Annotated in this window: 25 protein-coding genes; 19 read left to right on the top strand and 6 right to left on the bottom strand. The window is 60.6% G+C overall.

All coding sequences use genetic code 11. From position 1 onward, the window contains the following. Nucleotides 1-212: 212 nt before the first annotated feature. Nucleotides 213-1,106, bottom strand: coding sequence for a LysR family transcriptional regulator (locus EM858_RS22830; protein WP_065117027.1), 894 nt, complete (start codon nucleotides 1,104-1,106; stop codon nucleotides 213-215). A gap of 537 nt (nucleotides 1,107-1,643) precedes the next feature. Here EM858_RS22830 and odc2 point away from each other — a divergent pair. The 6 genes from odc2 (at nucleotide 1,644) to EM858_RS22800 (ending at nucleotide 7,134) form a co-directional block, all read left to right on the top strand. After that, nucleotides 1,644-2,777 (top strand): ornithine/lysine decarboxylase, encoded by a 1,134-nt coding sequence (gene odc2, locus EM858_RS22825; protein WP_003523360.1) that lies wholly within the window; start codon nucleotides 1,644-1,646, stop codon nucleotides 2,775-2,777. Nucleotides 2,778-2,969: 192 nt separating this feature from the next. After that, nucleotides 2,970-3,539 carry an N-acetyltransferase gene (locus tag EM858_RS22820; RefSeq protein WP_127758048.1) on the top strand — a complete coding sequence of 190 codons (570 nt, stop codon included), beginning with the start codon at nucleotides 2,970-2,972 and terminating at the stop codon, nucleotides 3,537-3,539. A gap of 147 nt (nucleotides 3,540-3,686) precedes the next feature. Then, a complete protein-coding gene (locus EM858_RS22815; RefSeq protein WP_080820716.1) occupies nucleotides 3,687-4,088 on the top strand; it encodes a MarR family winged helix-turn-helix transcriptional regulator in 402 nt (133 codons plus the stop codon). Between the two features lie 87 nt (nucleotides 4,089-4,175). Beyond that, nucleotides 4,176-5,471 carry an MFS transporter gene (locus tag EM858_RS22810; protein ID WP_127758047.1) on the top strand — a complete coding sequence of 432 codons (1,296 nt, stop codon included), beginning with the start codon at nucleotides 4,176-4,178 and terminating at the stop codon, nucleotides 5,469-5,471. 310 nt (nucleotides 5,472-5,781) lie between these two features. Next, nucleotides 5,782-6,480 carry an OmpW family protein gene (locus tag EM858_RS22805; protein WP_127758046.1) on the top strand — a complete coding sequence of 233 codons (699 nt, stop codon included), beginning with the start codon at nucleotides 5,782-5,784 and terminating at the stop codon, nucleotides 6,478-6,480. Nucleotides 6,481-6,690: 210 nt separating this feature from the next. Then, nucleotides 6,691-7,134, top strand: coding sequence for a glyoxalase superfamily protein (locus tag EM858_RS22800; protein WP_077984241.1), 444 nt, complete (start codon nucleotides 6,691-6,693; stop codon nucleotides 7,132-7,134). Between the two features lie 72 nt (nucleotides 7,135-7,206). Here EM858_RS22800 and EM858_RS22795 read toward each other — a convergent pair whose 3' ends face one another. The 4 genes from EM858_RS22795 to ugpB form a co-directional block, all read right to left on the bottom strand. Next, the gene (locus EM858_RS22795) at nucleotides 7,207-8,268 is read right to left on the bottom strand and encodes a sn-glycerol-3-phosphate import ATP-binding protein UgpC (protein WP_127758045.1); all 1,062 of its coding nucleotides are present in this window, start codon (nucleotides 8,266-8,268) and stop codon (nucleotides 7,207-7,209) included. Beyond that, complete coding sequence (gene ugpE, locus EM858_RS22790) at nucleotides 8,268-9,116, bottom strand: sn-glycerol-3-phosphate ABC transporter permease UgpE (protein ID WP_127758044.1); 849 nt, start codon at nucleotides 9,114-9,116, stop codon at nucleotides 8,268-8,270. The genes EM858_RS22795 and ugpE overlap by 1 nt, the downstream gene beginning before the upstream one ends. 10 nt (nucleotides 9,117-9,126) lie before the next feature. Continuing rightward, on the bottom strand, nucleotides 9,127-10,008 hold the full coding sequence (ugpA, locus tag EM858_RS22785; protein ID WP_003523346.1) for a sn-glycerol-3-phosphate ABC transporter permease UgpA: 882 nt from the start codon (nucleotides 10,006-10,008) through the stop codon (nucleotides 9,127-9,129). A 69-nt stretch (nucleotides 10,009-10,077) separates the two neighbouring features. After that, complete coding sequence (gene ugpB / locus EM858_RS22780) at nucleotides 10,078-11,388, bottom strand: sn-glycerol-3-phosphate ABC transporter substrate-binding protein UgpB (RefSeq protein WP_127758043.1); 1,311 nt, start codon at nucleotides 11,386-11,388, stop codon at nucleotides 10,078-10,080. A 337-nt stretch (nucleotides 11,389-11,725) separates the two neighbouring features. Here ugpB and EM858_RS22775 point away from each other — a divergent pair, with 337 nt between their 5' ends. The 3 genes from EM858_RS22775 to EM858_RS22765 all read left to right on the top strand — a co-directional run bounded on the left by EM858_RS22775 (nucleotide 11,726) and on the right by EM858_RS22765 (nucleotide 13,635). After that, on the top strand, nucleotides 11,726-12,832 hold the full coding sequence (locus EM858_RS22775) for a GTP-binding protein (protein WP_245483037.1): 1,107 nt from the start codon (nucleotides 11,726-11,728) through the stop codon (nucleotides 12,830-12,832). Beyond that, entirely contained in the window at nucleotides 12,829-13,107 is a 279-nt protein-coding gene (locus tag EM858_RS22770; RefSeq protein ID WP_080820725.1) for a hypothetical protein, read from the top strand. Before EM858_RS22775 ends, EM858_RS22770 begins: the two co-directional genes overlap by 4 nt. Nucleotides 13,108-13,197: 90 nt before the next feature. Further along, the gene (locus EM858_RS22765) at nucleotides 13,198-13,635 is read left to right on the top strand and encodes a YqaA family protein (protein ID WP_127758042.1); all 438 of its coding nucleotides are present in this window, start codon (nucleotides 13,198-13,200) and stop codon (nucleotides 13,633-13,635) included. Nucleotides 13,636-13,791: 156 nt separating this feature from the next. Here EM858_RS22765 and zigA read toward each other — a convergent pair whose 3' ends face one another. Next, nucleotides 13,792-14,997 carry a zinc metallochaperone GTPase ZigA gene (zigA, locus tag EM858_RS22760; protein ID WP_080820728.1) on the bottom strand — a complete coding sequence of 402 codons (1,206 nt, stop codon included), beginning with the start codon at nucleotides 14,995-14,997 and terminating at the stop codon, nucleotides 13,792-13,794. A gap of 296 nt (nucleotides 14,998-15,293) precedes the next feature. On the opposite strand from zigA, the gene aztA reads away from it, so the two are divergent. From aztA to ugpC, 10 genes are all read left to right on the top strand, one after another. Further along, nucleotides 15,294-16,121 (top strand): zinc ABC transporter ATP-binding protein AztA, encoded by an 828-nt coding sequence (gene aztA / locus EM858_RS22755; protein ID WP_127758041.1) that lies wholly within the window; start codon nucleotides 15,294-15,296, stop codon nucleotides 16,119-16,121. After that, a complete protein-coding gene (gene aztB, locus EM858_RS22750; protein ID WP_127758040.1) occupies nucleotides 16,114-16,980 on the top strand; it encodes a zinc ABC transporter permease AztB in 867 nt (288 codons plus the stop codon). Before aztA ends, aztB begins: the two co-directional genes overlap by 8 nt. Before the next feature lie 28 nt (nucleotides 16,981-17,008). Further along, on the top strand, nucleotides 17,009-18,034 hold the full coding sequence (aztC, locus tag EM858_RS22745) for a zinc ABC transporter substrate-binding protein AztC (RefSeq protein WP_127758039.1): 1,026 nt from the start codon (nucleotides 17,009-17,011) through the stop codon (nucleotides 18,032-18,034). Nucleotides 18,035-18,159: 125 nt separating this feature from the next. Continuing rightward, a complete protein-coding gene (locus tag EM858_RS22740; RefSeq protein ID WP_127758038.1) occupies nucleotides 18,160-18,633 on the top strand; it encodes a ribonuclease HI in 474 nt (157 codons plus the stop codon). A gap of 229 nt (nucleotides 18,634-18,862) precedes the next feature. Further along, a complete protein-coding gene (locus tag EM858_RS22735; RefSeq protein WP_161991439.1) occupies nucleotides 18,863-19,555 on the top strand; it encodes a FadR/GntR family transcriptional regulator in 693 nt (230 codons plus the stop codon). Further along, complete coding sequence (locus EM858_RS22730) at nucleotides 19,552-20,724, top strand: PLP-dependent transferase (protein WP_065117691.1); 1,173 nt, start codon at nucleotides 19,552-19,554, stop codon at nucleotides 20,722-20,724. The genes EM858_RS22735 and EM858_RS22730 overlap by 4 nt, the downstream gene beginning before the upstream one ends. 38 nt (nucleotides 20,725-20,762) lie before the next feature. Further along, complete coding sequence (locus EM858_RS22725; protein ID WP_127758036.1) at nucleotides 20,763-22,022, top strand: sugar ABC transporter substrate-binding protein; 1,260 nt, start codon at nucleotides 20,763-20,765, stop codon at nucleotides 22,020-22,022. A gap of 151 nt (nucleotides 22,023-22,173) precedes the next feature. Next, nucleotides 22,174-23,118, top strand: coding sequence for a sugar ABC transporter permease (locus tag EM858_RS22720; protein WP_127758035.1), 945 nt, complete (start codon nucleotides 22,174-22,176; stop codon nucleotides 23,116-23,118). A 3-nt stretch (nucleotides 23,119-23,121) separates the two neighbouring features. Continuing rightward, nucleotides 23,122-23,952, top strand: coding sequence for a carbohydrate ABC transporter permease (locus EM858_RS22715; protein WP_127758034.1), 831 nt, complete (start codon nucleotides 23,122-23,124; stop codon nucleotides 23,950-23,952). A gap of 4 nt (nucleotides 23,953-23,956) precedes the next feature. Next, nucleotides 23,957-25,033, top strand: a complete 1,077-nt coding sequence (gene ugpC / locus EM858_RS22710) for a sn-glycerol-3-phosphate ABC transporter ATP-binding protein UgpC (RefSeq protein ID WP_127758033.1) — start codon at nucleotides 23,957-23,959, stop codon at nucleotides 25,031-25,033. Nucleotides 25,034-25,117 lie beyond the last annotated feature (84 nt).

Below are 25,117 nucleotides of genomic sequence, written 5' to 3'. Positions count from 1 at the left end.
CGCGGGCGTCGATGCTGCTAAAAGTTTTGCCGAGGTTTGGATTTGACGAGACGGCTGCATCCCCACTCCGTCACCCCGGACTTGATCCGGGGTCCAGGGCGATCAAGTACTTGATCGCGGGAGAGTCCTTTCACGGCGCAGACGCGCCGTGGCTGGATGCCGGATCAAGTCCGGCATGACGGAAGGACGCTCGGCGAATGCCGCCCGGCCCTTCATCCATTCTTCCTGAACCACGCCGAGAGATAATCCACGAAGCTGCGCACCTTGGCCGGCAGGTAGCGGCGATGCGGATAGACCGCATAAATGCCCCTGTCCTTGGAGATATAATCGTCGAACAGCGTCACCAGCTCGCCGGACTGGATATAGGGCCGGGCGATGAAATCCGGCACCATGGCGATGCCGAGGCCGGCGCGGGCGGCGCGCAGCGTCGCCTGTGGGCTGTTGACCTCGATAGGCCCGCTGATGGTGACCGAATTCGAGCCGCCATCCGGCTCGAGATAGCGCACCGTATTGTGAAAACGCGTATTGGTGTCGATGATGAAGGGGACGCGGGAGAAATCCTGCGGTCCGTCGAGCGGCCCGTGCTGCGCCACGAAATCCGCCGTCGCCACCGCATAGACCCGGAAATCGGAAAGCTTGCGGGCGATGAGACCGGAATCTTCCAGCCGGGTTATCCGAACCGCGAGATCGAAACCCTCCTCGATCAGGTCGACGAACCGGTCTTCCGCGACGATTTCCAGCGACAGTTCCGGATTTTCCTTGGCGAAGTCGATCAGGCTCTGGCCGACATCGGCATCGATGAAGGTGCGGGGAACGGAAATCCTGAGCTTGCCCTTCAGATCGGCATTCTTTTCGCGCACCAGATCGGCAAGGTTATCAATCTCCTTCAAAATATCCGAAGCGGTGCGGTAATAGGTGTGCCCGGCCTCCGTCAGCGAGAACTGCCGGGTGGTGCGATTGAGGAGCAGCGCGCCGAGATCGTCCTCCAGTTCCCGCACATATTTGGACAGAAGCGCCTTGGAACGCCCCGTCTTGCGCGCCGCGGCGGAAAAACCCTCCGCTTCGACGACATCGATAAAGGCGCGGATGCGGGTCAGCGTGTCCATGAAAATCCTCCGGTTCGTTCCACATAATTGAACGCTGGAAGGCTACTGTTCAACCTTAAAATTGATGCCGAAAAAATCCGCGATATGATGAAAAATTCCTCTTGATTATGACGGCGAATATTCTTATTTCCCGTGCTGCCCAAAGTCGCACGTGCCCATGTGTGTCCGCCGATTCCTCGATGTGGTGAGGATTTAGGTAAGGTACCTGGAACTAACCCCTCCAGTCGCTATTCCGGCCAACCGGAAAATGCGAGGACATACGAAGCAACGACGGTGCGGGCCTTTCTGGTTCTCTGCCGGCTTTCCATCAGCCGGGGTACTAAAGAGGCACACCATCATTGCCTGAAGTGCGGTCGGGTCATTCCCTCCAATCCATGGCAGACAAAGCCGAATGATGCTCTGGCAGGGCGTCGTTCACATTCGCGCCTTGAGCGTATGCTATCGATTCTGCGCCTCCACCGGCTGATTCGAATGCATATCTCGAGCGTCCTTTGTCCTTCGGATTTTTCCGGAGCCGGTTTAACAGGGAATACATCGATGACGACTGCACGCATTCTCGACTTCATCAAGACCCGACGTCCCGAAGGCCCTTGCCTCGTGGTTGATCTCGACGTCGTGCGCGACAATTTCAACGCTTTCCGGCACTCCCTGCCGAACAGCGCGATCTATTATGCCGTCAAGGCAAATCCGGCTCCCGAAATCCTGAAGCTGCTCGCTTCGCTCGGCTCCAACTTCGATTGCGCCTCCGTGGCTGAAATCCAGATGGCGCTCGATGCCGGCGCGACGGCCGACCGTATTTCCTTCGGCAACACCATCAAGAAGGAACGCGATGTTGCGCGCGCCCATGCGCTCGGCATCGATCTCTTCGCGGTGGACAGCCACGAGGAAGTCGAGAAGGTTGCCCGTGCCGCTCCCGGCGCGCGCGTCTTCTGCCGCGTGCTGACGGATGGCGAAGGTGCGGAATGGCCGCTGTCGCGCAAGTTCGGCTGCGTTCCGCAGATGGCTGTCGACGTTCTCGTCTACGCGCATCAGCTCGGCCTCGAATCCTACGGCGTATCCTTCCATGTCGGTTCGCAGATGATGAATCTCGACGCATGGGATGCGGCGCTGGCCGATGCCAAGCGCGTCTTCGCTTCGCTTGCCAAGCAGGGCATCCACCTGCAGATGGTCAATATGGGCGGTGGTTTCCCGACCAAGTACCTGCGCGACGTTCCGGCTGCCGAAGAATACGGTCAGGCGATCGACACGGCGCTGCGCAAGCACTTCGGCAACCAGATCCCGAAGACGATCATCGAGCCGGGCCGCGGCATGGTCGGCAATGCCGGCGTCATCAAGGCGGAAGTCGTTCTTGTGTCGCGCAAGTCCGACAATGACAACCACCGCTGGGTGTTCCTCGACATCGGCAAATTCGGCGGTCTCGCCGAGACGATGGACGAGGCTATCCGTTACCCGATCCGCACCGAGCGTGATCAGGACGAGATGGAGCCCTGCGTTCTGGCCGGCCCGACCTGCGACAGCGCCGATGTGCTGTATGAAAAGAACATGTACCCGCTGCCGGTCTCGCTGACCATCGGCGACGAAGTTCTGATCGAAGGCACGGGCGCTTACACGACCACCTATTCGGCGGTCGCGTTCAACGGTTTCGAGCCGCTGAAGGCCTACGTCATCTGATCCGAGCGCCGTCCGCTGAAAAGGGCGGCGTCTCGACCAAGCTTCCGTTCCGGCCCTGCCGATTGTGCTGTTGCGCAAATCCCTGCTTGCTGCACCTCTTCCAGCCGAGGAAAGCGTGTCGGCGGGCCGGAACGGCTCCACCAATTTTCATCAAGGGCCGCGTGTGGGCGGTAGTGTGACGGGAGGCCAAGGATGGCCGCTCTTTTGAATTCGGTACGGGCATTTTTCACGCCGCAGACATTTCATGTCGATCAGGAAAATCCGGGCGATGTCGTCGCCCGTGAGAACCTTCTGGACCGCGCCATGGGCGCCGGCCGCCGCCGCAAGTCTTCCGAAAAACTGCGCGCCGGCCGCATTCCGGCCGAAGGCCTCGCGCTCGTCGCCCGCGATGAGGATGGCCATGTCATCGGCACGGTGCGCCTGTGGAACGTCGAGGCCGGCATCTCGCGCGAAGGCCGCGCCGTCGAAGCGCTGCTGCTCGGCCCGCTGGCCGTCGATGCTGCCCATGAGGGCAAGGGCATCGGCTCGGCGCTGATGCGCGCCGCCATTGCCGAGGCCACCAAGCGTGGCCACGGCGCCGTTCTTCTGGTGGGCGATGCACCCTATTACGAGCGCTTCGGCTTTTTCGCCGACAAGGCCCAGCACCTCATCATGCCCGGCCCGTTCGAGCGCAGCCGTTTCCTGGCGCTGGAACTGAAATCCGGCTGGCTTGAAGGCGCTGCCGGCCTGCTGGTGGCAAGCGGCCGCAGGCTCTCGGCCTGAGACGGGTCTCGCTGCTGATATCAAACCCCGGCCCAAAGCCGGGGTTTATTGTTTTTGCTCTATGGCCATGGGTTCGGGCGTTGCCCGCCGATAATTTCTCGGAGCGTCTCTTGCGCGCAGAAATTTACGGGTATATACCCGAGACAAATGCCAAACGATAGTTGCCATTGCATTCTGTTGCGCAAAGCATCCCGCAAGGTTTCGTCCTATTATGACGAGGCCCTGGCGCCGCTTGGCGTGAATATCGGTCAGTTCAGCCTGTTGCGGAACATCAATCGCACCGCGCCGGTCTCGCTGACCGATCTCGCCGCGAGGGTGGAGCTGGATCGCTCCACCGTCGGCCGTAACGCCAGGGTGCTGGCTCGCATGGGTCTGGTCGCCATCGGTCACGGGGAGGATCAGCGGGAAGCGATGCTGACGGTGACGAAGGAAGGCCACGCGATCCTGAAAGCGGGCGCCCCGCTCTGGGATGGGGTGCAGGATGAAATCGAGGCCCGGCTTGGGCCTGAGAAGACAGCACAATTGCAGGAACTGCTCGCAGCCCTGTGAATTTTGGGGATATGCGGGTATCTGCCCGCAATGCAGGGTATATACCCGCAAAATATCGGCCGCGGCCGCTGGAAAGGGAATTTGAACATGCTCTCCACACGCCTCGCCAGCTGGATGGCCGGCAGAAATCTGCATTACGGCTGGCTCGTTGCCGCAACCACCTTTTTGACCATGCTGGCCACCGCCGGTGCCATGGGGTCCGCCGGGGTGATGATCCAGCCGCTGCATCAGGAATTCGGCTGGGATATCGCCGATATTTCCTCCGCAATGGCCGTCAGGCTGGTGCTTTTTGGCCTGCTCGGGCCTTTTGCCGCCGCCTTCATGAATCATTTCGGCGTCCGGCAGGTGGTGTCCACCGCGCTTGCCCTGATCATGGGCGGCATCGTCGCCTCCTTCTTCATGACCGAGGTATGGCAATTGCTGCTGCTCTGGGGCGTGGTGATCGGCGTCGGCACCGGCATGACCGCGCTGGTATTGGGCGCCACCGTGGCGACACGCTGGTTTTCCAAGCGTCGCGGACTGGTAATCGGCCTCATGACGGCGAGCAACGCCACCGGCCAGCTTGTTTTCCTGCCGCTGCTGGCGGCGCTGACGGAAGCCTATGGCTGGCGAACCGCCCTGACCCTGTCCGTTGCGGTGATCGCCACCGCCATGGTCCTTGTCCTGCTTTTGATGCGTGACCATCCCGCCGATGTCGGCCTGCCGGCCTATGGCGAGACGGCGGTGGCAAAGCCGGTCAGGCAGGATCACAATCTTCTGGCCACGCTGGTATCGCCACTGGTGACCCTGAAGAGCGTATCGGGCAACCCGGTCTTCTGGGTGCTTTTCGGCACCTTCTTTGTCTGCGGACTTTCGACCAACGGTCTCATCCAGACACACTGGATTTCGATCTGCGGCGATTTCGGCATGGCGGCGGTGACGGCGGCGGGCACGCTGGCGGTGATCGGCATTTTCGACTTCTTCGGCACCATCTTCGCCGGCTGGCTTTCCGACCGGTTCGACAATCGCTTCCTGCTGTTCTGGTTCTACGGTCTGCGTGGGCTGTCCCTGCTTTATCTCTCATTCTCGGGGTTCAGCTTCGTGGAGCTTTCGGTCTTCGCCGTCTTTTACGGTCTGGATTGGGTGGCGACCGTGCCGCCGACGGTGAAGCTCGCTGCCGAGAATTTCGGCCGCGAAAAGGCCGGTCTCGTTTTCGGCTGGGTGTTTGCCGGCCATCAGCTGGGAGCCGCCACCGCCGCCTTTGGCGCCGGATTTTTCAAGAGCGACTTTAATACCTATATGCCCGCGCTGCAGATTGCCGGTCTGATGTGCATGATCGCGGCCGTCTCGGTTCTGCTTCTGCGCAAGCCGGGTTCAGCAACCCTGACGCCGCAGGCCGCGTGATAGAGGTGGTGCATTGGAAAAAGGCCTGCAAATGCGGGCCTTTTTCGTATTTTTCCGGCATCTGCCCGGCGCGTTGTGCATCCGCTTCCCAATAACCGCATGGCATTTGTTGCGTAATTGTCACAATGCTTGCCGGTTAATCGCTCCGATCCATGATCGGCGTCCCGGTTTGATCCATCTCAATCGGCCCGCCTCTGCCTTCGTCATAGTGGCCCCAAGCGGTTGCGGCAGGCGAAGATTCGCGAAAGCCCGCCGTCATCAGCCGGTTCCGGGGACTTGCCCGGCTGCGGTGCGCTATAGGAGAGATGGAATGACGAACAGAAACAAAAAAACCGCCTTGCTTGCCAGTGTCGCGGTTGGTGTTGCGACCATGCTGGTATCCGCCAATGCCATGGCCGCCGATCTGGCCCCGGCAGCGCCGGCCCCTACCGCCGAAGAGGCGATTGCAGCGGCAAGCCCGTGGATGCTGCGCGTGCGCGGCCTCGGCGTCATCACCCATGATAGCGGCAGCGTCGACGGTTTGCCGGGAGCGGGCCTGTCCTATTCGGACACCGTGATCCCGGAACTCGACATCAGCTATTTCTTCACCGAAAACTTCGCCGCGGAGCTTATCCTCGGCACCACCTATGCCAAGATCAACGGCGAGGGTGTGCTGGCCGGCACGCCGGTCGGCAAGACGTGGCTGCTGCCGCCGACGCTGACGCTGCAATATCACTTCACCGATTTCGGCGCTTTCAAGCCTTATATCGGCGCGGGCGTGAACTATTCGCTGTTCTATGACCAGACGGAAAAGCCCGGCTTCACCAATCTCGACGTCAAGAACAAGGTCGGCGCAGCCGTGCAGGTCGGTTTCGACTATATGCTGGACGAGCATTGGGGCGTGAACTTCGACGTGAAGAAGATCTTCCTCAAGACCGACTGGACGGCGGAACTCGGCGGCGCGCCGATCAGCGGCAAGGCCAAGCTCGATCCATGGCTGATCGGCGCGGGTATCACCTATCGCTTCTGATCTCGGGACGCGCTTCAGCGCGGCCTTTGACGGGCGGCCCGTTCTGAGTTATACGGACGGCTACGGGCAAAGAGCCCCGGCCGTCCGCAGGCATTTATGCCCCTGGTGAAGCTCTTATCCTTGATAACGGTCATCCCATGTTTTGCATGTCGTCGATGGCAACGCGGACCCCCTTCGGAACATTCGGCATGCGTATGTTGGAGAACCGTTATGAACGTGTCCAAACCGCTTCCCGCACTTGAGGGGCTGAAAGAACAGGCGAAACGCCTGCGCGCCGCCCTTGAGGATCAGGGGCAGGCAATCACCCATTCGAAAGCGCTGGAACTCATCGCCGCGCAATATGGCTTCCGCGACTGGAACACCCTCCACGCATCGGCCGGCAACCGCCCCGCCTTCAACCCCTATCTTCTGGGTTCAAGAGTGGAAGGTTTTTACCTCGGCCAGCCTTTCGTGGCCTCCGTTCTGGGCGTGCAGGCGCTCGGCGGAGATCCCGAACGCTACCGGCTGACCCTGCATCTCGACGATCCGGTGGATGTGGTGACTTTCGAAAGCTTTTCCGCTTTCCGGCAGCGCGTTCATTGCAACGTCGATACGTCCGGCCGCACCGTGGAGAAAACCTCCAATGGCCGGCCGCAGGTGGAACTCGTCTGGTAAGGAGCTGCCGGAGATTCTTGCAATAGTGCGAGCACCCGCCGAATGGCGGGTGTCTCTTTTTCGTCGGCAGGCTTAGATTCTCTTCCCCGCCGCATCGAACAGGTGAAAATCCTTCGCCTGTGCGGCGATCTTCAGCGTTTCGCCGATGCGAAGCTGAGAGCGGCCGTGGACGCGGAAGACGATTGTTGTGCCGTCTGCGAAGGAGCCGTGCACATAGCTTTCCGCACCCACCAGCTCCACGGCGTCCACCTGCACGGTGCCGGTGAAGGCGGCGTCCGCGGGGGCTTCATCGGCGAGGGTAATGTCTTCGGGGCGGATGCCGAGCGTGGCGACGCCCTGCGGCAGTGCCGCGGTTGCCTGCACCGACCAGCCGGAAGAGCCGTTTGCCGATGTCGCGCCATGGTTCAACAGGTTCATGGAAGGCGAGCCGATGAAGGTGGCGACGAAAGTGGTGGCCGGTTTTTCGTAAAGCTCGATCGGCGTGCCCATCTGCTCGATGCGGCCGGCATTCAGCACCACCAGCCGGTCGGCCAGCGTCATGGCCTCCATCTGGTCATGGGTCACATACACGCTTGTCGTGGCGAGCGAGCGTTGCAGGCGGCGGATTTCCACACGCATCTGCACGCGCAGCTTGGCATCGAGGTTGGAGAGCGGCTCGTCGAACAGGAAGGCCGCGGGCTTGCGCACAATGGCGCGGCCCATGGCCACGCGCTGGCGCTGGCCGCCGGAAAGCTGGCGCGGCTTGCGCTCCAGGAACTGTTCGATTTCCAGCGCCTTGGCCGCCTCGGTGATGCGCCGTTCGATCTCCTCCTTCGGCGTGTTGCGGTTCTTCAGGCCATAGGCAAGGTTCTGGCGCACCGTCATATGCGGATAAAGCGCATAGTTCTGGAACACCATGGCGATATCGCGGTCGGAGGGCTCCAGATCGTTGACGACACGGTCGCCGATGACGATCTGGCCGCCCGAAATGCCTTCCAGCCCGGCGATCATGCGCAGCAGGGTGGATTTTCCGCAGCCGGAGGGGCCGACGAGCACGATCATTTCGCCGTCGGCGATATCCATCGATACCCCCTTGATGGCCTCGACATTGCCGCCATAAACCTTGCGGACGTCTTTCAGCGCAATTTTTGCCATTACTTCTCGGTCTCCACCAAACCTTTGACGAACCAGCGCTGCATCAGCACCACAACGATAATCGGGGGGATGATGGCGAGGATCGCCGTCACCATCACGTAATTCCAGGGCGTCGAAGCGTCGGTGAAATCCACCATGCGCTTCAGGCCGATGATGATCGTGTTCATCTTGGCGTCGTTGGTCACGAGCAGCGGCCAGAGATACTGGGTCCAGCCATAGATGAACAGGATCACGAAAAGGGCGGCGATATTGGTTCTCGACAGCGGCAGCAGAATATCCCGCATGAAACGGAACGGACCAGCATTGTCGATGCGCGCCGCCTCGACCAGCTCGCCGGGAATGGTCAGGAAGAACTGCCGGAACAGGAAGGTCGCGGTCGCCGACGCCATCAGCGGCAGCGTCAGCCCCGCATAGGTGTCGATCAGGCCCAAATCAACGATGACCTTGTAAGTGGGCAGGATGCGCACTTCCACCGGCAGCATGAGCGTGATGAAGATCATCCAGAAAAAGCCCATGCGGAAGGGAAAGCGGAAGAAGACGATGGCGAAGGCCGACAGGAACGAAATGACGATCTTGCCGATGGCGATGGCGAGCGCCACGACGAAGCTGTTGAACAGCAGCCGCTCGAGGCTGACGCCGACCACTCTTTCGACACCGCCAGCCATGGCCTCGGTGTAATTGGCGCCAAGATGATCGCCGGGCAAAAGCGACATGGGCGGGCGGATGATATCCGTCGATGTCATGGAGGAGGCGACGAAGGTGTAATAGATCGGGAAGGCCACGATGATGATGCCGAGAACGAGCATCAGATGGGCGATCACGCGGGCGACCGGGCGATTTTCAATCATTGTGAAATCCTCAGCCGTAATGCACGCGCTTCTCGACGAAGCGGAACTGGAAGGCGGTGAGCGCGATGACGATCACCATCAGGATCACGGATTGCGCGGCGGAAGAGCCGAGATTGAGGTTCACGAAACCATCATTATAGACCTTGTAGACCAGCGTTTCCGTCGCCTTGGCCGGGCCGCCGCCGGTCACCGCATGGATGATGCCGAAGGTGTCGAAGAAGGCGTAGACCGTGTTGACGACCAGAAGGAAGAAGGTTGTCGGCGCAAGCAGCGGGAAAACGATGGTCCAGAAGCGCCGCGAACCGCGCGCGCCATCGATGGAGGCCGCCTCCAGCAATGATTTAGGAATTGCCTGCAAACCTGCGACAAAAAACAGGAAATTGTAACTGATCTGCTTCCACGCAGCAGCCGCGACGACGAGCAGCATGGCCTGATCGCCGTTGAGCAGCGGGTCCCACATGATGCCGTTGCGGCGCAGGATGTAGGAGAAGGTGCCCATGGCCGGGTTGAACATGAAGAGCCACAACATGCCGGCCACCGCAGGGGCGACGGCATAGGGCATGATCATCATGGTGCGGTAAAAACCCTTGCCGCGCACCACGCGGTCTGCCGCCGTCGCCAGAAGCAGCGCCAGCCCCATGGAGACGAGCGCGGTCAGGATGCTGAAGATGACCGTGACCTGCAGCGAGTTCAGATAGCTTTCATCCGAGAGCACGGCCGAAAAATTCGCCAGCCCGACGAAATTGCTGTTCAGCCCGAAGGCGTCCTCGCGCATGGTCGACTGATAAAGCGCCTGGCTTGCCGGCCAGAAGAAAAAGATCACCGTGAGGATGATCTGCGGCGCAACCAGCAGATAGGGCAGGATCTTGTTGGGGAATACGACGCTTTGCACGGCGATCTCCTGATGAGATGGGAATGCCGCCCGCACCCTGTCGAGGATGCGGGCGGGGCAGGGGATCTCCTAGTTGCCGGCAGCCTGTTTGATGGCCGCATCGCCGCGCTCGACGATCTTGTCGAGCGCCGCTTTCGCGTCCTGCTTGCCGGCCAGCATCGCCTCGAACTCTTCATTCATGATGTCGCGCACCTGCGGCAGGTTCACGAGACGCACGCCCTTGGAGTTTTCTGTCGGCGGCTTGCCCATCATCTGCAAGAGCGGCGTTTCACGGGCGGGGTTCTTGTCATAGAAGCCGGATTTCTTGGTTTCCTCATAGGCCGCGATGGTCACGGGCATATAGCCGGAGACCTGATGCAGGCGCGCCTGGATCTTGGTCTGGGAGAGGAAGTGGAAGAATTCGGCCACGCCCTTATATTCGGCGTCGCTCTTGCCGCCGAAGACCCAGAGGCTGGCGCCGCCGGGAATGGTGTTCTGCGGACCATGGCCCTCATAATAGGGCAGCTGGCCGATGCCGTAATTCATGCCGGTCTTGACGATATCGCCAAGGCCGCCGGAGGATTCGGTCAGGATGCCGCATTCGCCGGACATGAACAGCTGCTTGGCTTCCGAGGTGCGGCCGCCATAACGGAAGGTGCCGTCTTTCGCGAGATCGGCAATCGCCTGGAAATGCTCGACGAAGAGCGGCGCATTGACCGCAAGCTTCACATCCGTGCCGCCAAGGCCGTTTTCATTGCTGCCGTAGGATACGTTGTTCCAGGCGGCGAAGTTTTCGGTCTGGATCCAGGTGAGCCAGGTGGAGGTGAAGCCGCACTGGGCCGCACCGCTGGTCTTGATCTTCTTGGCGGCTTCGAAAACTTCCGGCCAGGTCTTCGGCGGGTTGGCGGCATCAAGGCCGGCCTTCTGGAAGACATCCTTGTTGTAATAAAGGATCGGCGAGGACGAATTGTAAGGGAAGGACAGCATGGTGCCGTCAGGCTTGGAATAATAGGCGACGATGCCGGCCAGATACTCATCCTTGTTAAAGGTGTAGCCGCCTTCCTTCAGCACGTCCGCCACCGGCTTGATGGCGCCGGCAGCCCCCATCATCACGCCCGAACCGGCATCGAAGACCTGAATGATCGCCGGCGGCTGCTTGGCGCGGAACGCCGCAATGCCGGCATTCAGCGTTTCCGGATAGGTGCCCTTGAAGACGGGCGTGATCTTGTATTCTTTCTGGCTGTCGTTGAACTCTTTGGCAAGCGTATCCACGACCTCGTTATTGGCGCCGGTCATGGCGTGCCACCACTGAATGTCCGTTACTGCATATGCATTCGATGTGACAAAAAACGAAAGCGCGGATGCCGCGGCGAGGCGGTAGCTGAGTTTTTTCAAGGTCATTCCTCCCGTTATGAAAACAGTAAAAGATACAGCCCCTTATTGCAGCCTATCCTCCTCGATCCGGCTGCGGGCGATCTTTTCTGTATTAGCGATCTGATTAAAAGCGAACTCTAACGAAAATGCAAGAGAACGTGGAACGATTAAAACGAAAGTGAAGGAAACGGATTTATTATTCCATTTCCTTCGTTCCATGGTTTTTTCATGCGCCCTGCCGTTGGCGGCGTGCGGGCGCGAGATTGACTCCCGCCGAAATCCAACAATCGCCATTGATATGTTATTACATTACGTATTATGGTGCGTTGAATTTATGGATGTCGAAGGTGCGGATGTGTTCGGAATGAAGCGGAAAAAGGCGGTCGATTCCAGGCAGGATTCGGCCGTCGCGCCACCTGTCCGCACGGTGCCGGTTACCCTGCTGACCGGTTTTCTGGGGGCGGGCAAGACGACGTTGCTGAACGCGCTTCTGACTGAGCCGGCCATGCGCGATGCCGCGGTCATCGTCAATGAATTCGGCTCGGTGCCCATCGATCACGGTCTGGTGCGAACGGGTTCTGAACGATATTTCAGAACGACGACGGGCTGCATCTGCTGCACGGCCACCAGCGATATCCGCACCTCGCTTTACGAGCTGCATCAGGCCTTTCTGGAAGGGATGATGCCGGAAGTATCGCGGGTCGTCATCGAAACCACCGGCCTTGCCGATCCCGCGCCGATCATCAACAGCCTGATCGCCGGCGGCACGCCGGCTCTTGGCCTGCGCGATCACATCGTGGCCCGGCATTTCCACCTTTCAGGCGTGGTCACGGTTTTCGACGTTGTCTCCGGCCCCGCGATGCTCGACAGCTTTATCGAAGGCTGGAAACAGCTTGCCTTTGCCGACCATATCGTTCTGACGAAAACCGATCTTGTCGATGCTGCGGCCGTGGACCGCGAAAGCCTCGCCGATCTCAATCCTGCGGCCTCGTTCCATGATCGCAATGCGGCCGACTTCGACTTGATGTCGTTATTTGCAGCCGCGGATTATTCGCTGCGCGGCAAGCCGGAGGATGCGCCGGGGTGGCTTGCGGCCGACAGGCTGAGCCTTCATGCCACCCATCGGCACGATATCAATCGCCATGGCGTCGGGGTCGAGGCTTTCGATCTTACCTTTGACGGCGCTTTCGATCCGCAGGCGATTGTCACTTTTCTGGAGCTCGTCACCAGCAATGTGCATTCCGGCCTGCTGCGGCTCAAGGGAGTTTTCGACGCGACCGATGACCCGGAGCGGCCGGTTGTCGCGCACGCGGTGCAGCATCGGCTTTATCCATTGACCCGGCTGGAGCGCTGGCCGGATGGCAATCGTTCCACGCGCATCGTGCTGATCGGCATGGATATGCCGCAGCAGCCGATCCGCGCTCTCTTCGACACATTGGCCGCGCAGGCGGGGCGAAAGGTATTCCGATGACGCTAAAAACGAATCCGCTTGCGCGCAGCGGCTCTGCGATCGTCTCGCAGGCCCGCATCATGAAGGACTGGACGCGGGAACTGCTGTTTCTTTCAGAAGACGACATTGTTTCCGTCCACGAGATCGCCTGCGCGTTGCCGAATTGCCCGCCGAAGGAAACCGTGATCCTCATTCTGTCCGCATCCGGCAGTACCCGGCAATTGTCGGTTCACAAGGCGCTGCTGGATGTAGCCCGCCATGATATCCTCGGGGCCATTGCCGCCGATGTGCCGTAAGGCCGTGTGAAATATCGCCCGCTTGACGGCAAGAGCGTCTTCCGGCACTTCGGCAAGACCGTGAGATTCGCGGATGATAAAGGGCGGGCAATGGCCGATCTGGCGGTATATGCGGGTTTGTTCCTGACGGCGTTTATCGCGGCGACCATTCTGCCCATGCAGTCGGAGGCCGCACTGGCTGGCCTCATTCTTCTGAAATCACAGCCCGTCTGGCTGCTGGTCGCCGTGGCCAGCGCCGGCAATGTCGCCGGCTCCTTCGTCAACTGGCTGCTCGGCTGCGGCATCGAGCGCTTTCGGCATGAACGCTGGTTTCCGGTCGGGGAGGCGGCGCTGGAGCGCGCCCAGAACTGGTATCGGCACTATGGCAAATGGTCCCTGCTGCTCAGCTGGGCGCCGCTGATCGGCGATCCGCTGACGGTCGCGGCCGGCATCATGAAGGAACCGCTGCCGGTCTTCCTGCTGCTGGTCACCATCGCCAAGGTGGGGCGTTATCTCGTTCTGGCGCTGGTGACGCTGAATTTTCTATAAAGCCTCTCCTCCGTCATGCCGGACTGGATCCGGCATCCAGCCACGGCGCGTCTGCGCCGTGAAAAGAGTCTCTCGCGATCAAAGACTTGATCGCGCTGGACCCCGGACCTAGTCCGGGGTGACGGTTTACATATGCTTCGCATCGGTAGCTATCGATCAAGCCGCCTGCCTGTCCCAGCTTGCGAAAGGATCGGGCAGGTGCCGCCATGCATCCGGTGTGAATGCCTCGGTATCGATCAGGCAGGCGTCAAGCTGGGCGCGGATGCGCGCCTCGTTCATCGGATCGGAGCCGATGAAGACGATTTCCTGCCGGCGGTCGCCGAAAACCGGATCGAGATATGGCTTCATCATATCGAGGAACTGCTTTTCGCGCGGCCATTGCTCCTTCGGCACGGCGGACCACCACAGGCCCATCTTGCCGGTGCGCACCAACGCGCCGGCCTGGCTGATCTCGCCGACATAACGCGGACGCGTCGCCAGCCAGAAAAAGCCCTTGGCGCGCACCACGCCTGGCCAGGCGCGGTCGATGAAGCGCTGGAACAGCACGGGGTCGAAGGGTTTTTGGGCGCGGTAAACGAAGGAGCGGATGCCATATTCCTCGGTTTCGGGAATGTGGTCCTTGAAGCCGTGCAATTCCTTGAACCACAGGGGGTGTTCTTCGGCCCTGGCGAAATCGAAACGGCCGGTGCCGAGAACCTCATTCAGCGCCACCTTGCCGAAATCGGCCTCGATGAGTTTCGCATCCGGGTTCAGCCCGACGATGATCTTGCGGGCGGCGTCCCGCTCCTCCGGCGTCGCGGTGCCGATCTTGTTGAGGACGACGACATCGGCAAATTCGATCTGCTCCACCAGAAGGTCGACGATGGTGCGGTTGTCGCCATCGCCCGCCGTTTCGCCCCGGTCGGCCAGAAAATCGGACGAGCCGTAATCGTTGAGAAGATTGGCGGCATCCACCACCGTCACCATGGTGTCGAGACGCGCGACATCGGAAAGGCTGCGGCCGTTTTCATCGCGAAAATCGAAGGTCGCGGCCACCGGAAGCGGCTCGGCGATGCCGGTGGATTCGATCAGCAGGTAATCGAAGCGGCCCTGTTCGGCCAGCGCCCGCACCTCCGTCAGGAGGTCGTCGCGCAGCGTGCAACAGATGCAGCCATTGGTCATTTCCACCAATTGCTCTTCCGTGCGGGAGAGATTGGCGCCGCCATCGCGCACCAGTGCGGCGTCGATATTGATCTCGCTCATGTCATTGACGATCAACGCCACGCGCAGGCCATCGCGATTGGCGAGAATATGGTTGAGAAGCGTCGTCTTGCCGGCGCCGAGAAAGCCGGAAAGCACGGTGACGGGAAGTTTTTGCGACATATGGACCTCGTTCTTTGGCAAAGCTCGCGTGGACCTCATGGCGGCCACGCACACGATCTGGAAATGACGGGTTCGGTGCTGCCCCATCTTTGTTTTGTAACGTAATAACATTACATATTGACCGCCTGTCAACGGGCGACAGAAAAAAACGTCCCGCAATGCGGGAGCGGCGGCCTTATGCGAAGCGCAACGTATCTTTCCGATAGTTAATGTTATTTCATTACATATTCGTTTGACGAATGTAATAACATTACATATCAAGGGCCATCGAATGACATCCTGCCCCGGAGGGATCGATGAGCGATCCGTGCCTCGCCTTCAAAAACCTGACGCTTGGATATGCCGGCCGCGCGGCCGTGCATCATCTGAATGGCGATATCGCCAGAGGCTCGCTCACTGCGGTGGTCGGCGCCAATGGCTCTGGAAAATCGACGTTGATGAAAGGCATTGCCGGCATTTTGAAGCCGCTCGGCGGCGAATGCCGGGTAAGCCCAGATCTGTCCGTCGCTTATCTGCCGCAGCAATCGGAACTCGACCGCTCCTTTCCGGCGCAGGTGCGGGATCTGGTGGCGCTTGGTCTCTGGCCGAAACGCGGCCTGCTTGGCCGCCACCGTCCCGAAGACCGGGCGGCGATGGGCCGCGTGATGGAGGCGGTCGGGCTTTCCGGTTTTGAAAGGCGCAATATCGACTCGCTGTCCGGCGGGCAGATGCAGCGCGCCCTTTTTGCCCGCGCCATGTTGCAGGATGCGCAGCTGATCCTGCTCGACGAACCCTTCAACGCCGTCGACGAGCGCACCGTTTCCGACCTTATGGTCCTGATCAAATCATGGGTGGCGGAAGGACGCACGGTTCTGGCCGTCCTTCATGATTTCCAGCTCGTGCGGCAGCATTTTCCGGAGACCCTGTTCCTTGCCCGAAAGCTTGTCGGCCTTGGTCCCACGGCCGAAGTTCTGAAGGCGGAGAACATCCGGCAGGCGCGGCATTTCCACGAGGCGTGGGAGGAAAATGCGCCCTGGTGCGAGCCGGCCGAAGCGCCTTCGCTGCAGACCGTCGGAGCAAATCCGCAAGCGGCATCCGCCCATTCCCATGCTCACTCCCACGCGAATTCGAATGTCCATGGCTGATATCTTCATCCAACCCTTCGTCCAGTATGTCTTCATGCAGCGTGCACTTGCCGGTGCGCTGATCCTTGCCGTCAGCTGTGGCCCGGTCGGTGTGTTTCTGATGCTGCGCCGCATGAGCCTGACGGGCGACGCCATGTCTCACGCCATCCTGCCGGGGGCAGCGGTCGGGTTTCTGTTCTACGGGTTGGAAATCCTGCCCATGACCATTGGCGGGCTGGCCGTCGGCCTTCTGGTCGCGCTGGGTGCAGGCGCTGTGTCACGCTTCACGATCCAGAAGGAAGATGCGTCGCTTGCGGCCTTTTATCTTATCTCGCTGGCGCTCGGCGTGCTGCTCGTCTCATGGCGCGGTTCCAGCGTCGATCTGATGCATGTGCTGTTCGGCACCGTGCTGGCGCTGAACAATGAGGCGCTCGGCCTGATCGGCGGCATCTGCATCGTGACGCTTCTGGTGATGATGACCTTCTGGCGGGCGCTGCTGGCGGAATGCCTCGACCCCCTGTTCCTGCGCTCGGTCAGCAACTGGGGCAGCCCGGTGCATTTCCTCTTCCTTGCCATCGTCGTGCTCAATCTGGTCGGCGGCTTTCAGGCGCTGGGAACGTTGCTCTCCGTCGGGCTGATGATGCTGCCCGCCGCCGCCAGCCGCTTCTGGTCCAACCGTGTCGCACCCATGTGCTTCATTTCCATCGGGATCGGCATGGTGTCCTGCTTTACCGGCCTGCTTTTGTCCTATCACGCGTCGCTACCATCCGGCCCGGCGATCATCCTTTCCGCGGGCGTCATTTATGCGCTCTCCATCCTCATCGGCACGCGCGGCGTGCTCAGCGATCTTCTCGGTTCCGGCCGTCACAGGACGGCCTGAAAACAGCGTTCGAAAAAGGAGAACCTTCATGTTCAAAACCCTCCGTCTGGCCACCGGCGTCAGCCTTCTTTCCCTCTCCCCGGTTCTGATGGCTCAGGCGTCCGCCGCCGAACTCAAGGTCGTTGCCAGTTTCTCGATCATCGCCGATTTCGCGAAAAACGTCGGCGGCGACCGTGTCGAAATCACCACGCTGGTCGGGCCGGATGGCGACGCCCATGTCTATGAACCCCGCCCGGCCGATGCCGTCGCCGTCAGCAAGGCGGATGTGGTGCTGGTCAACGGTCTGGAATTCGAAGGCTTCCTGAAGCGGCTGATCGACACCAGCGGCACCAAGGCGCCGGTGGTGGAACTGACCAAGGATGTGGAGCCGCTCAAGCTTTCCGAAGAGCCGGCCGGTCACGCCCATCCGGAAGCCGAGGAAGAGGAAGGTCATGACCACAAGGCAGAAGAAGCCGGCCACAGCCATGAGACCGCCGAGGCCCATGATCACGACCACGGCCATGAAGGACATCACCATCATGGTGAATTCGACCCGCATGCCTGGCAGTCGATCAGGAACGCGGAAATCTATGTGAAGAATATTGCCGGCGCATTTTGCGAGGTCGACAAGGCCGGTTGCGCCACATACACTGCCAATTCGGAAGCCTATATCGCCAAGCTTGCCGCTCTGAACGAGAAGGTGAAGACCGAGATTGCCGCCATCCCGCCGGAAAAGCGCGTCATCATCACCTCGCATGACGCCTTCGGTTATTTCGAGCATGCCTATGGCCTGAATTTCCTCGCACCTGAAGGCGTTTCGACGGAATCCGAAGCCTCGGCCGCCGATGTCGCCAAGCTGGTGGATCAGGTGAAGCACGATAAGGCCTCGGCGATCTTCGTCGAAAACATCACGGACAAGCGGCTGATCGACCAGATCGCCAGCGAAACCGGCCTGAAGGTTGGCGGCACGCTCTATTCCGACGCGCTTTCGACCGCTGACGGCCCGGCTGCGACCTATATCGACATGATCAACCACAATATCGAGACGATCACGGCGGCTGTGCTCGGCCAGTAAGTTTGACCATATCGCTGCGAGTTCGGGGAGGGTGGCCTGTGCCGCCCTCTCTGCTTTTGTGTTAATGCAACGGCCCTGGAACTCCTCCTTTAGCGATTTCCATATTGGTGCTAAAACGCCTCCTCATGTCCGATGCGCTTCACATCTTCACTGACGGCTCCTTCGACGATGCCTCCGGATCCGGAGGATGGGCGTTCGTGGTTCATGAAGCGGGCCACCAAGTCCATTCCGCTTCAGGCAGGACTGTCGGCGCATCCAACAATACTTTCGAAGTCCTCGCCGTCCTCAATGCAATGTCGTGGGTCGTCGCCGAAGCGCCAACGCGGTCAGTCACGCTCTGGACGGATGCCGTTCATGTCATCGAAGGCTGCCGCCGATACAGGGCGATCTGGCGCAACAACGGCTGGAAGCGGATCACGCCCAACCAGCGCACCCGTCGAAGACCGATCCCCGACAGGGAAATCTGGCAGCAGCTCGACAGCCTGCTGGAGCGGCATCCCCATGTGGTTGTAGAATGGTGCAAAGGGCATTCCGGCACTGCCGGCAACGAGCATGCCGATGCTTTGGCGCGTGGAGTGGCCCGCGCGAAGGTACTTTAGCCGGCGGCCGTCCGTCGCCGTGACTCGGCGCGTCAATCCCTTCACTTCAGCCATCCCCGTCTGGACCTTTTTCCGTATCGAGCGGTTGCGCCGGTACTCTTTCGCGACTCCAGCCGAATGGTGCGCAGGCACGGCCGCCTTGCCGGTTGACAATTGACATCCCGTTTGAAATGGTAAGATGTCAGACCAATTTAGAGGGTACGTCTTGGACAGGTCCAGCCGGGAACTCATGCAGCCGATTCCGCCGAGCGACCGCGTGCGCCAGGTCGAGGCAGCGCTTTCCGACTATGTCGAGAGGGCAGGGCTGAAGGCCGGAGACCGGCTTCCCGCTGAACGCGAACTGATGGTGGCTCTGGGTGTTGGCCGCTCAACCATTCGCGAAGTCATCCGCAAGTTTCAGGCGCTCGGTGTCATCGACAGCCGCAAGGGCAGCGGCAATTACCTGCTGAAGCCAATTTCCGCCGCCACCGTGCATATGCCGATTTCCATCGATGCCGAAAGCCTGCGCGATGCGCTGCTGATGACGCTGGAAGTGCGGCGCGGCATAGAGGTGGAAGCCTCCATGGCGGCTGCGCGCCGCCGCACGGCAGACGATATCGCCACGATGGAAGCGCGGCTTGACGAGATGGAGCGGGTGCATCTGGCCGAGGGAACCTCCGGCAAGGCCGACCTTGCCTTCCATCTGTCGATCTACGACGCGACCCATAATACGCTGTTCAAGCAGCTTCTGGAGCAGATGCGCGAAGGTTTCGAACGCTTCTGGTCGAAGCCGTTCGACCGCCCGGATTTCGCCGGTCGCTCCTTTCCCTTTCACCGCACGCTGTTCAATGCCATCGCCGCCGGTGATGCCGAGACCGCCCGTGAAGAAACACTGAAAATCCTCGCCGTCGTCGAGGAGGATATCAAGGACATGTCGAAATGAACCATGGCAACGATCTCTTCGATCCCGCCTCATTTATCGTTGCGCATGACGAGGCCCACGCCTTCGAAGCCGTGGTGCCGCCCATCGTACAGACCTCGCTTTTCACCTTTTCCAGCTATGACGAGATGGTCTCCACCTATCGCGGCGAAAAGGTGCGGCCGGTCTATACGCGCGGGCTGAACCCCACCGTGCGGCTGTTTGAGGAGATGCTGGCGAAGCTGGAAGGTGCCGAAGATGCGCTCGGTTTTGCAAGCGGCATGTCGGCCATTTCCTCCACCGTGCTGTCCTTCGTTTCGCCGGGCGACCGGATCGTCGCCGTGCGCCATGTCTATCCCGATGCATTCCGCCTGTTCGGCACCTTCATGCAGCGCATGAATATCGAAGTGACCTATGTCGACGGCCGCGATGAGGCGGCGGTTGAAAAGGCGATGCCGGGCGCAAAGCTGTTTTACATGGAAAGCCCGACGAGCTGGGTGATGGAAGCCCATGATGTCGGTGCGCTGGCCGCCATCGGCAAGCGGCATGGCGCCGTCACCGTCATCGACAATTCCTGGGCAAGCCCGGTCTTCCAGCAGCCGATCTCGCTCGGCGTCGATCTCGTCGTGCATTCGGCCTCGAAATATCTCGGCGGTCACAGCGATGTGGTCTCCGGCGTGGTGGCCGGTTCGAAGGCGATGATCGACCGCATCCGGGCGGAAACCTATCCCTATCTCGGCGGCAAGATGTCGCCCTTCGATGCCTGGCTGCTCATTCGCGGGCTTCGCACCCTGCCGTTGCGCATGAAGGCGCATCAGGCCTCGGCGCTTGAGATCGCTACCCGCCTGCAGGCGCTGGATGTGGTGGAGAAGGTCTGCCATCCGGGGCTGGCGAACCGCCTGCCGCCCGGCCTTCACGGCACCTCGGGCCTGTTTTCCTTCATCTTTAGGGAAGGGGTGGATGTGCGAGCTTTTGCCGACCGCCTCAAGCTTTTCAAACTGGGTGTTTCCTGGGGCGGGCATGAAAGCCTGATCGTCCCCGGCGAAGTGGTGCTCGAACAGAAGGCGCAGCCAAACTCCGCCCACACCTTCGGCATCAGCGCGCGTTCGGTGCGCCTGCATGTCGGGCTGGAGGGCACGGAAGCCCTCTGGAACGATCTCGAACCCGCGATCAAGGCGGCCTCCGCCGCCTGACGCGTCTTTAAACTGACGACAAAAAAGGGGAGAACGACATGAAAAAACTGGTAACAGCAGCAATCTTCACCGCCCTGATGACCGGAACGGCGCTGGCGGACACGACCTTGAAACTGGTCGAGGTCATCACAAGTCCCGAGCGGACGGAAACGCTGAAGGGCATCGTCTCGAAATTCGAGGCTGCCAATCCCGGCACCAAGGTGGAAATCATCTCCCTGCCGTGGAGCGAAGCCTTCCAGAAATTCGCCACCATGGTCTCGGCCGGCGATGTGCCTGACGTGATGGAAATGCCCGACACATGGCTGTCGCTTTATGCCAATAACGGCATGCTGGAGAGCCTTGAGCCCTATCTTGCCAAATGGGAGCACACCGCGGGCCTGAGCGAGCGCACGCTCGAACTCGGCCGCGATGTCAAGGACACGGCCTATATGCTGCCCTATGGTTTCTACCTGCGCGCCATGTTCTACAACAAGAAACTGCTGGCCGAAGCCGGCGTGAAGGAGCCGCCGAAGACCCTCGAGGAATTTGCCGATGCGTCCAAGAAGGTCGCAGCCCTTCCCGGCAAATCCGGCTACTGCCTGCGCGGCGGCCCGGGCGGCCTTAACGGCTGGGTCATGTTCGGCGCATCCATGGCCGGTTCGAACGAGTTCTTCACCAAGGACGGCACCTCCACCTTCGACAGCCCCGGCTGGGTGAAGGGCCTGACCTATGTGATCGATCTCTACAAGAACGGTTACGCGCCGAAGGACAGCGTCAACTGGGGCTTCAACGAGATCGTCGCTGGCTTTTATTCCGGCACCTGCGCTTTCCTCGATCAGGACCCGGATGCGCTGATCGCCATTGCCCAGCGCATGAAGCCGGAAGATTTCGGCGTCATGACCATGCCCAAGGGACCTGACGGCAAGACCTTCCCGACGATCGGCTTCGCCGGCTGGTCGATGATGTCGAAATCCGAAAACAAGGACCTTTCCTGGAAGCTGATCGAGACGCTTGAAGGGCCGGAAGGCAATATCGAGTGGAACAAGAAGACCGGTGCGCTGCCGGTGCACAAGTCGGCGGAGAAGGACCCCTTCTATGCCAGCGAGCAGTTCAAGGGCTGGTTCGACGAACTGGCCGACAAGAACGCCGTGCCGACGACGATGCCGACCTATCTTGAGGAATTCGCCTTCTTCAAGGATTCGCTTGTGATCAAGACATCGCAGGAAGCGCTGCTCGGCGACATCACGCCGGAAGACCTTGCCAAGCAATGGGCTGATTACATGACCAAGGCGCAGCAGAAGTTCCTGGCCTCGAAGTAACGACATTGACCGGCTGCGCGGGCGCAAATGCCCGTGCGGCGGGTCTTGCCGGCCTTCACTGCGACAGGCCTTTTCCTCGCAATTTTTCGGATCGGTAAGCCGGGAGGCTGGAAAACCTGTCCGTTCCATCGTCCGATCAGGGAGCGATACAATGTCCTATGCCCATGGCGCCGGGCCGGTGGCTGCGCGCAAACCGGCCGGCAAGCCTGCGATTCGGCGGTTTGCCGATTGGGCCGAACCGTGGCTTTACAGCGCGCCCGTGCTGGTGCTCATCGTCGCCGTCATGCTGGTGCCGCTGGTGCTTGGCCTTTCCTATGCCTTTCGCGATGTGCAGCTGCTCAATCCGTTTTCCGGCGGTTTTGTTGGCCTCAAACATCTGGAGGCGCTGTCGCAGGATGCGGCCTTTTACCGGGCGCTGAAAAATACGCTGTGGTGGACCGGCGCTTCGGTTTTCCTGCAATTCTTCTTCGGCCTCATTCTGGCGCTGCTGCTGGATAAGCCCTTTGCGGGCAGGGGGCTGGCGCAGGCGCTGGTGTTCCTGCCATGGGCCGTGCCGACCTTCCTTGCCGGTCTCAACTGGGCCTGGCTGTTCAACCCGGTCATCGGGCCGCTGCCGCACTGGATGGTCTCGCTCGGGCTGTTATCGGCGCCCAACAATATCCTCGCCGATCCGCAGCTTGCCATGTGGGGGCCGATCATCGCCAATGTCTGGTGGGGCATTCCCTTCTTCGCCATCACTTTGCTTGCGGCACTTCAGGCCATCCCGCGCGATCTTTACGAGGCGGCGGAAATCGACGGGGCAAACCCGCTGCAGCGCTTCACCTCCATCACCCTGCCGTTTCTGGCGCCCACCATCGCCATCACCATCCTGCTGCGCACCGTCTGGATCGCCAATTTCGCCGATCTCATCATCGTCATGACCAATGGCGGGCCGGCGGACCGCACGCAGATCGTCGCCAGCTACATCTTCACCCAGGCCTTCCGGCGTCTGGATTTCGGTTATGCCTCGGCCATCGCGCTGGTGCTGCTGGTGCTGCTGCTTGCCTATTCCATGCTGATCGTGCTGCTGCGCCAGCGCCTGATCGAGAAGGACTGACCGATGACCTCAAGGATATTTCTCACCCTTGCCCATCGTCTGGCGATCCTTGCCTATATCGCCTTTGCACTGTTCCCACTGTTCTGGCTGCTCAAGGTGTCCGTGACGCCGAATGATCTGCTCTATAGCGAAGGTGTGAGGATGTGGCCATCGCATGCGACATTGGATCATTATCGTTTCGTCATTGAAAACAGTGCCTTACCGACGTTTTTTAAGAACAGCGTCATCGTCGCGGGCTCCACGGCAATTGCCGTGACGATACTTTCTTCGCTCTCGGGTTACGCGCTGTCGCGCTTCCGTTTCAAGGGCAAATACTGGATCGTGGCGCTGATGCTGATCACCCAGATGTTCCCGCTGGTCATGCTGGTCGCGCCGATCTTCAAGATGCTGTCGCCCCTCGGCCTCACCAACAGCCTGACGGGCCTCGTCATCGTCTACACCGCCTTCAACGTGCCTTTTGCCACCTTCCTGATGCAGTCGTTCTTCGATGGCATTCCGAAGGATCTGGAAGAGGCGGCGATGATCGACGGGGCAAGCCGGTTTACGGCCTTCCGCCAGATCATCCTGCCGCTGACGCTGCCGGGCATCGCCGCGACGCTCGGTTTCGTCTTCACCGCCGCGTGGAGCGAGCTTCTGTTTGCGCTGATGCTGATTTCCGGCAACCAGAGCGCCACCTTCCCGGTTGGCCTTCTGACCTTCGTTTCGAAATTCTCCGTCGATTTCGGGCAGATGATGGCGGCGGGCGTTCTGGCGCTCATTCCGGCCTGCCTCTTCTTCCTGCTCATTCAACGTTATCTCGTGCAGGGCCTGACGGCCGGCGCGGTGAAAGGATAATCCCATGGCTTCCATCGAGCTGAAGAATGTCGGCAAGACCTATGGCGACCTCGCCGTGCTGCATGGCGTCGATCTTGATATCAGGGATGGCGAGTTCATCGTCCTCGTCGGCCCCTCCGGCTGCGGAAAATCGACGCTGCTGCGCATGATCGCCGGCCTTGAAGAGATAACATCCGGCGACCTGTCCATCGACGGTGAACGTGTCAATGATCGCCGGCCGAAGGATCGCGATATCGCCATGGTGTTCCAGTCCTATGCGCTCTATCCGCATATGAGCGTCGCCGACAATATGAGCTATAGCCTGCGCCTGCGCCGCAGCCCGAAAGAAACCATCGCTACGGCGGTGGCCGGTGCTTCCGCGAAACTTGGCCTCGATCCCTATCTCGCCCGCCGCCCGAAGGCGCTCTCCGGTGGCCAGCGCCAGCGCGTCGCCATGGGCCGCGCCATCGTGCGCCAGCCAAAGGCCTTCCTGTTCGATGAGCCGCTGTCCAACCTCGATGCCCGGCTGCGCGAGCAGATGCGGGCCGAGATCAAACGCATGCATGCCGATCTTGGCGCAACCTCGGTTTACGTCACCCATGACCAGATCGAGGCGATGACGCTTGCCTCGCGTATCGTCGCCATGAATGCCGGCCATGTGCAGCAGATCGGCGCGCCGCTCGATCTTTACGACCGCCCCGCCAATCTCTTCGTTGCCGGCTTCATCGGTTCGCCCGGCATGAATTTCCTCGAAGGACGGCTCGTGCAGGAGAATGGCGGCAGTTTCGTCGTGCTGGGTGACGGCACGCGTCTGGCGCTTGGCCGGGAAGTGGACCTCGCTGATGGCGAGCCGGTCACGCTCGGCATCCGCCCGGAACATGTCACTGTTGCGCCGGCTGAAGGCGGTGTGGAAGCGACGGTCGATCTGGTCGAGCCGACCGGCCTCGGCGTCATCCTGCACCTCACCGTGCATGGATTGCCCTTCAAGCTGTTTTCATCAGACCGGGCATTGTTGCAGCCAGGCAAGTCCCTGCGGGTCGGTTTCCCGCAGGAAAGGCTGCATGTCTTTGATCGGAATGGCGTGAGGATCGGGGAGGCGTGAGGTTCGGCATAGTACCCAGGAATATTTCCTGGGCGGTCGCACACCCACCTCCGTCATTCCGGCCTTACCCCCCTCTGCCCTGCC

Source organism: Agrobacterium sp. CNPSo 2736 (assembly GCF_004005385.1).
GTDB classification, from domain to species: Bacteria; Pseudomonadota; Alphaproteobacteria; order Rhizobiales; family Rhizobiaceae; genus Agrobacterium; species Agrobacterium leguminum.
This window is presented reverse-complemented; position numbering and strand designations above follow the sequence as displayed.

Bases quoted from the DNA above. Each gene is read 5' to 3' on its own strand.
- EM858_RS22830 (WP_065117027.1), bottom strand. From the start codon at position 1,106: ATGGACACGCTGACCCGCATCCGCGCCTTTATCGATGTCGTCGAAGCG.
- odc2 (WP_003523360.1), top strand. From the start codon at position 1,644: ATGACGACTGCACGCATTCTCGACTTCATCAAGACCCGACGTCCCGAA.
- EM858_RS22820 (WP_127758048.1), top strand. From the start codon at position 2,970: ATGGCCGCTCTTTTGAATTCGGTACGGGCATTTTTCACGCCGCAGACA.
- EM858_RS22815 (WP_080820716.1), top strand. From the start codon at position 3,687: ATGCCAAACGATAGTTGCCATTGCATTCTGTTGCGCAAAGCATCCCGC.
- EM858_RS22810 (WP_127758047.1), top strand. From the start codon at position 4,176: ATGCTCTCCACACGCCTCGCCAGCTGGATGGCCGGCAGAAATCTGCAT.
- EM858_RS22805 (WP_127758046.1), top strand. From the start codon at position 5,782: ATGACGAACAGAAACAAAAAAACCGCCTTGCTTGCCAGTGTCGCGGTT.
- EM858_RS22800 (WP_077984241.1), top strand. From the start codon at position 6,691: ATGAACGTGTCCAAACCGCTTCCCGCACTTGAGGGGCTGAAAGAACAG.
- EM858_RS22795 (WP_127758045.1), bottom strand. From the start codon at position 8,268: ATGGCAAAAATTGCGCTGAAAGACGTCCGCAAGGTTTATGGCGGCAAT.
- ugpE (WP_127758044.1), bottom strand. From the start codon at position 9,116: ATGATTGAAAATCGCCCGGTCGCCCGCGTGATCGCCCATCTGATGCTC.
- ugpB (WP_127758043.1), bottom strand. From the start codon at position 11,388: ATGACCTTGAAAAAACTCAGCTACCGCCTCGCCGCGGCATCCGCGCTT.
- EM858_RS22775 (WP_245483037.1), top strand. From the start codon at position 11,726: ATGAAGCGGAAAAAGGCGGTCGATTCCAGGCAGGATTCGGCCGTCGCG.
- EM858_RS22770 (WP_080820725.1), top strand. From the start codon at position 12,829: ATGACGCTAAAAACGAATCCGCTTGCGCGCAGCGGCTCTGCGATCGTC.
- EM858_RS22765 (WP_127758042.1), top strand. From the start codon at position 13,198: ATGGCCGATCTGGCGGTATATGCGGGTTTGTTCCTGACGGCGTTTATC.
- zigA (WP_080820728.1), bottom strand. From the start codon at position 14,997: ATGTCGCAAAAACTTCCCGTCACCGTGCTTTCCGGCTTTCTCGGCGCC.
- aztA (WP_127758041.1), top strand. From the start codon at position 15,294: ATGAGCGATCCGTGCCTCGCCTTCAAAAACCTGACGCTTGGATATGCC.
- aztB (WP_127758040.1), top strand. From the start codon at position 16,114: ATGGCTGATATCTTCATCCAACCCTTCGTCCAGTATGTCTTCATGCAG.
- aztC (WP_127758039.1), top strand. From the start codon at position 17,009: ATGTTCAAAACCCTCCGTCTGGCCACCGGCGTCAGCCTTCTTTCCCTC.
- EM858_RS22740 (WP_127758038.1), top strand. From the start codon at position 18,160: ATGTCCGATGCGCTTCACATCTTCACTGACGGCTCCTTCGACGATGCC.
- EM858_RS22735 (WP_161991439.1), top strand. From the start codon at position 18,863: ATGCAGCCGATTCCGCCGAGCGACCGCGTGCGCCAGGTCGAGGCAGCG.
- EM858_RS22730 (WP_065117691.1), top strand. From the start codon at position 19,552: ATGAACCATGGCAACGATCTCTTCGATCCCGCCTCATTTATCGTTGCG.
- EM858_RS22725 (WP_127758036.1), top strand. From the start codon at position 20,763: ATGAAAAAACTGGTAACAGCAGCAATCTTCACCGCCCTGATGACCGGA.
- EM858_RS22720 (WP_127758035.1), top strand. From the start codon at position 22,174: ATGTCCTATGCCCATGGCGCCGGGCCGGTGGCTGCGCGCAAACCGGCC.
- EM858_RS22715 (WP_127758034.1), top strand. From the start codon at position 23,122: ATGACCTCAAGGATATTTCTCACCCTTGCCCATCGTCTGGCGATCCTT.
- ugpC (WP_127758033.1), top strand. From the start codon at position 23,957: ATGGCTTCCATCGAGCTGAAGAATGTCGGCAAGACCTATGGCGACCTC.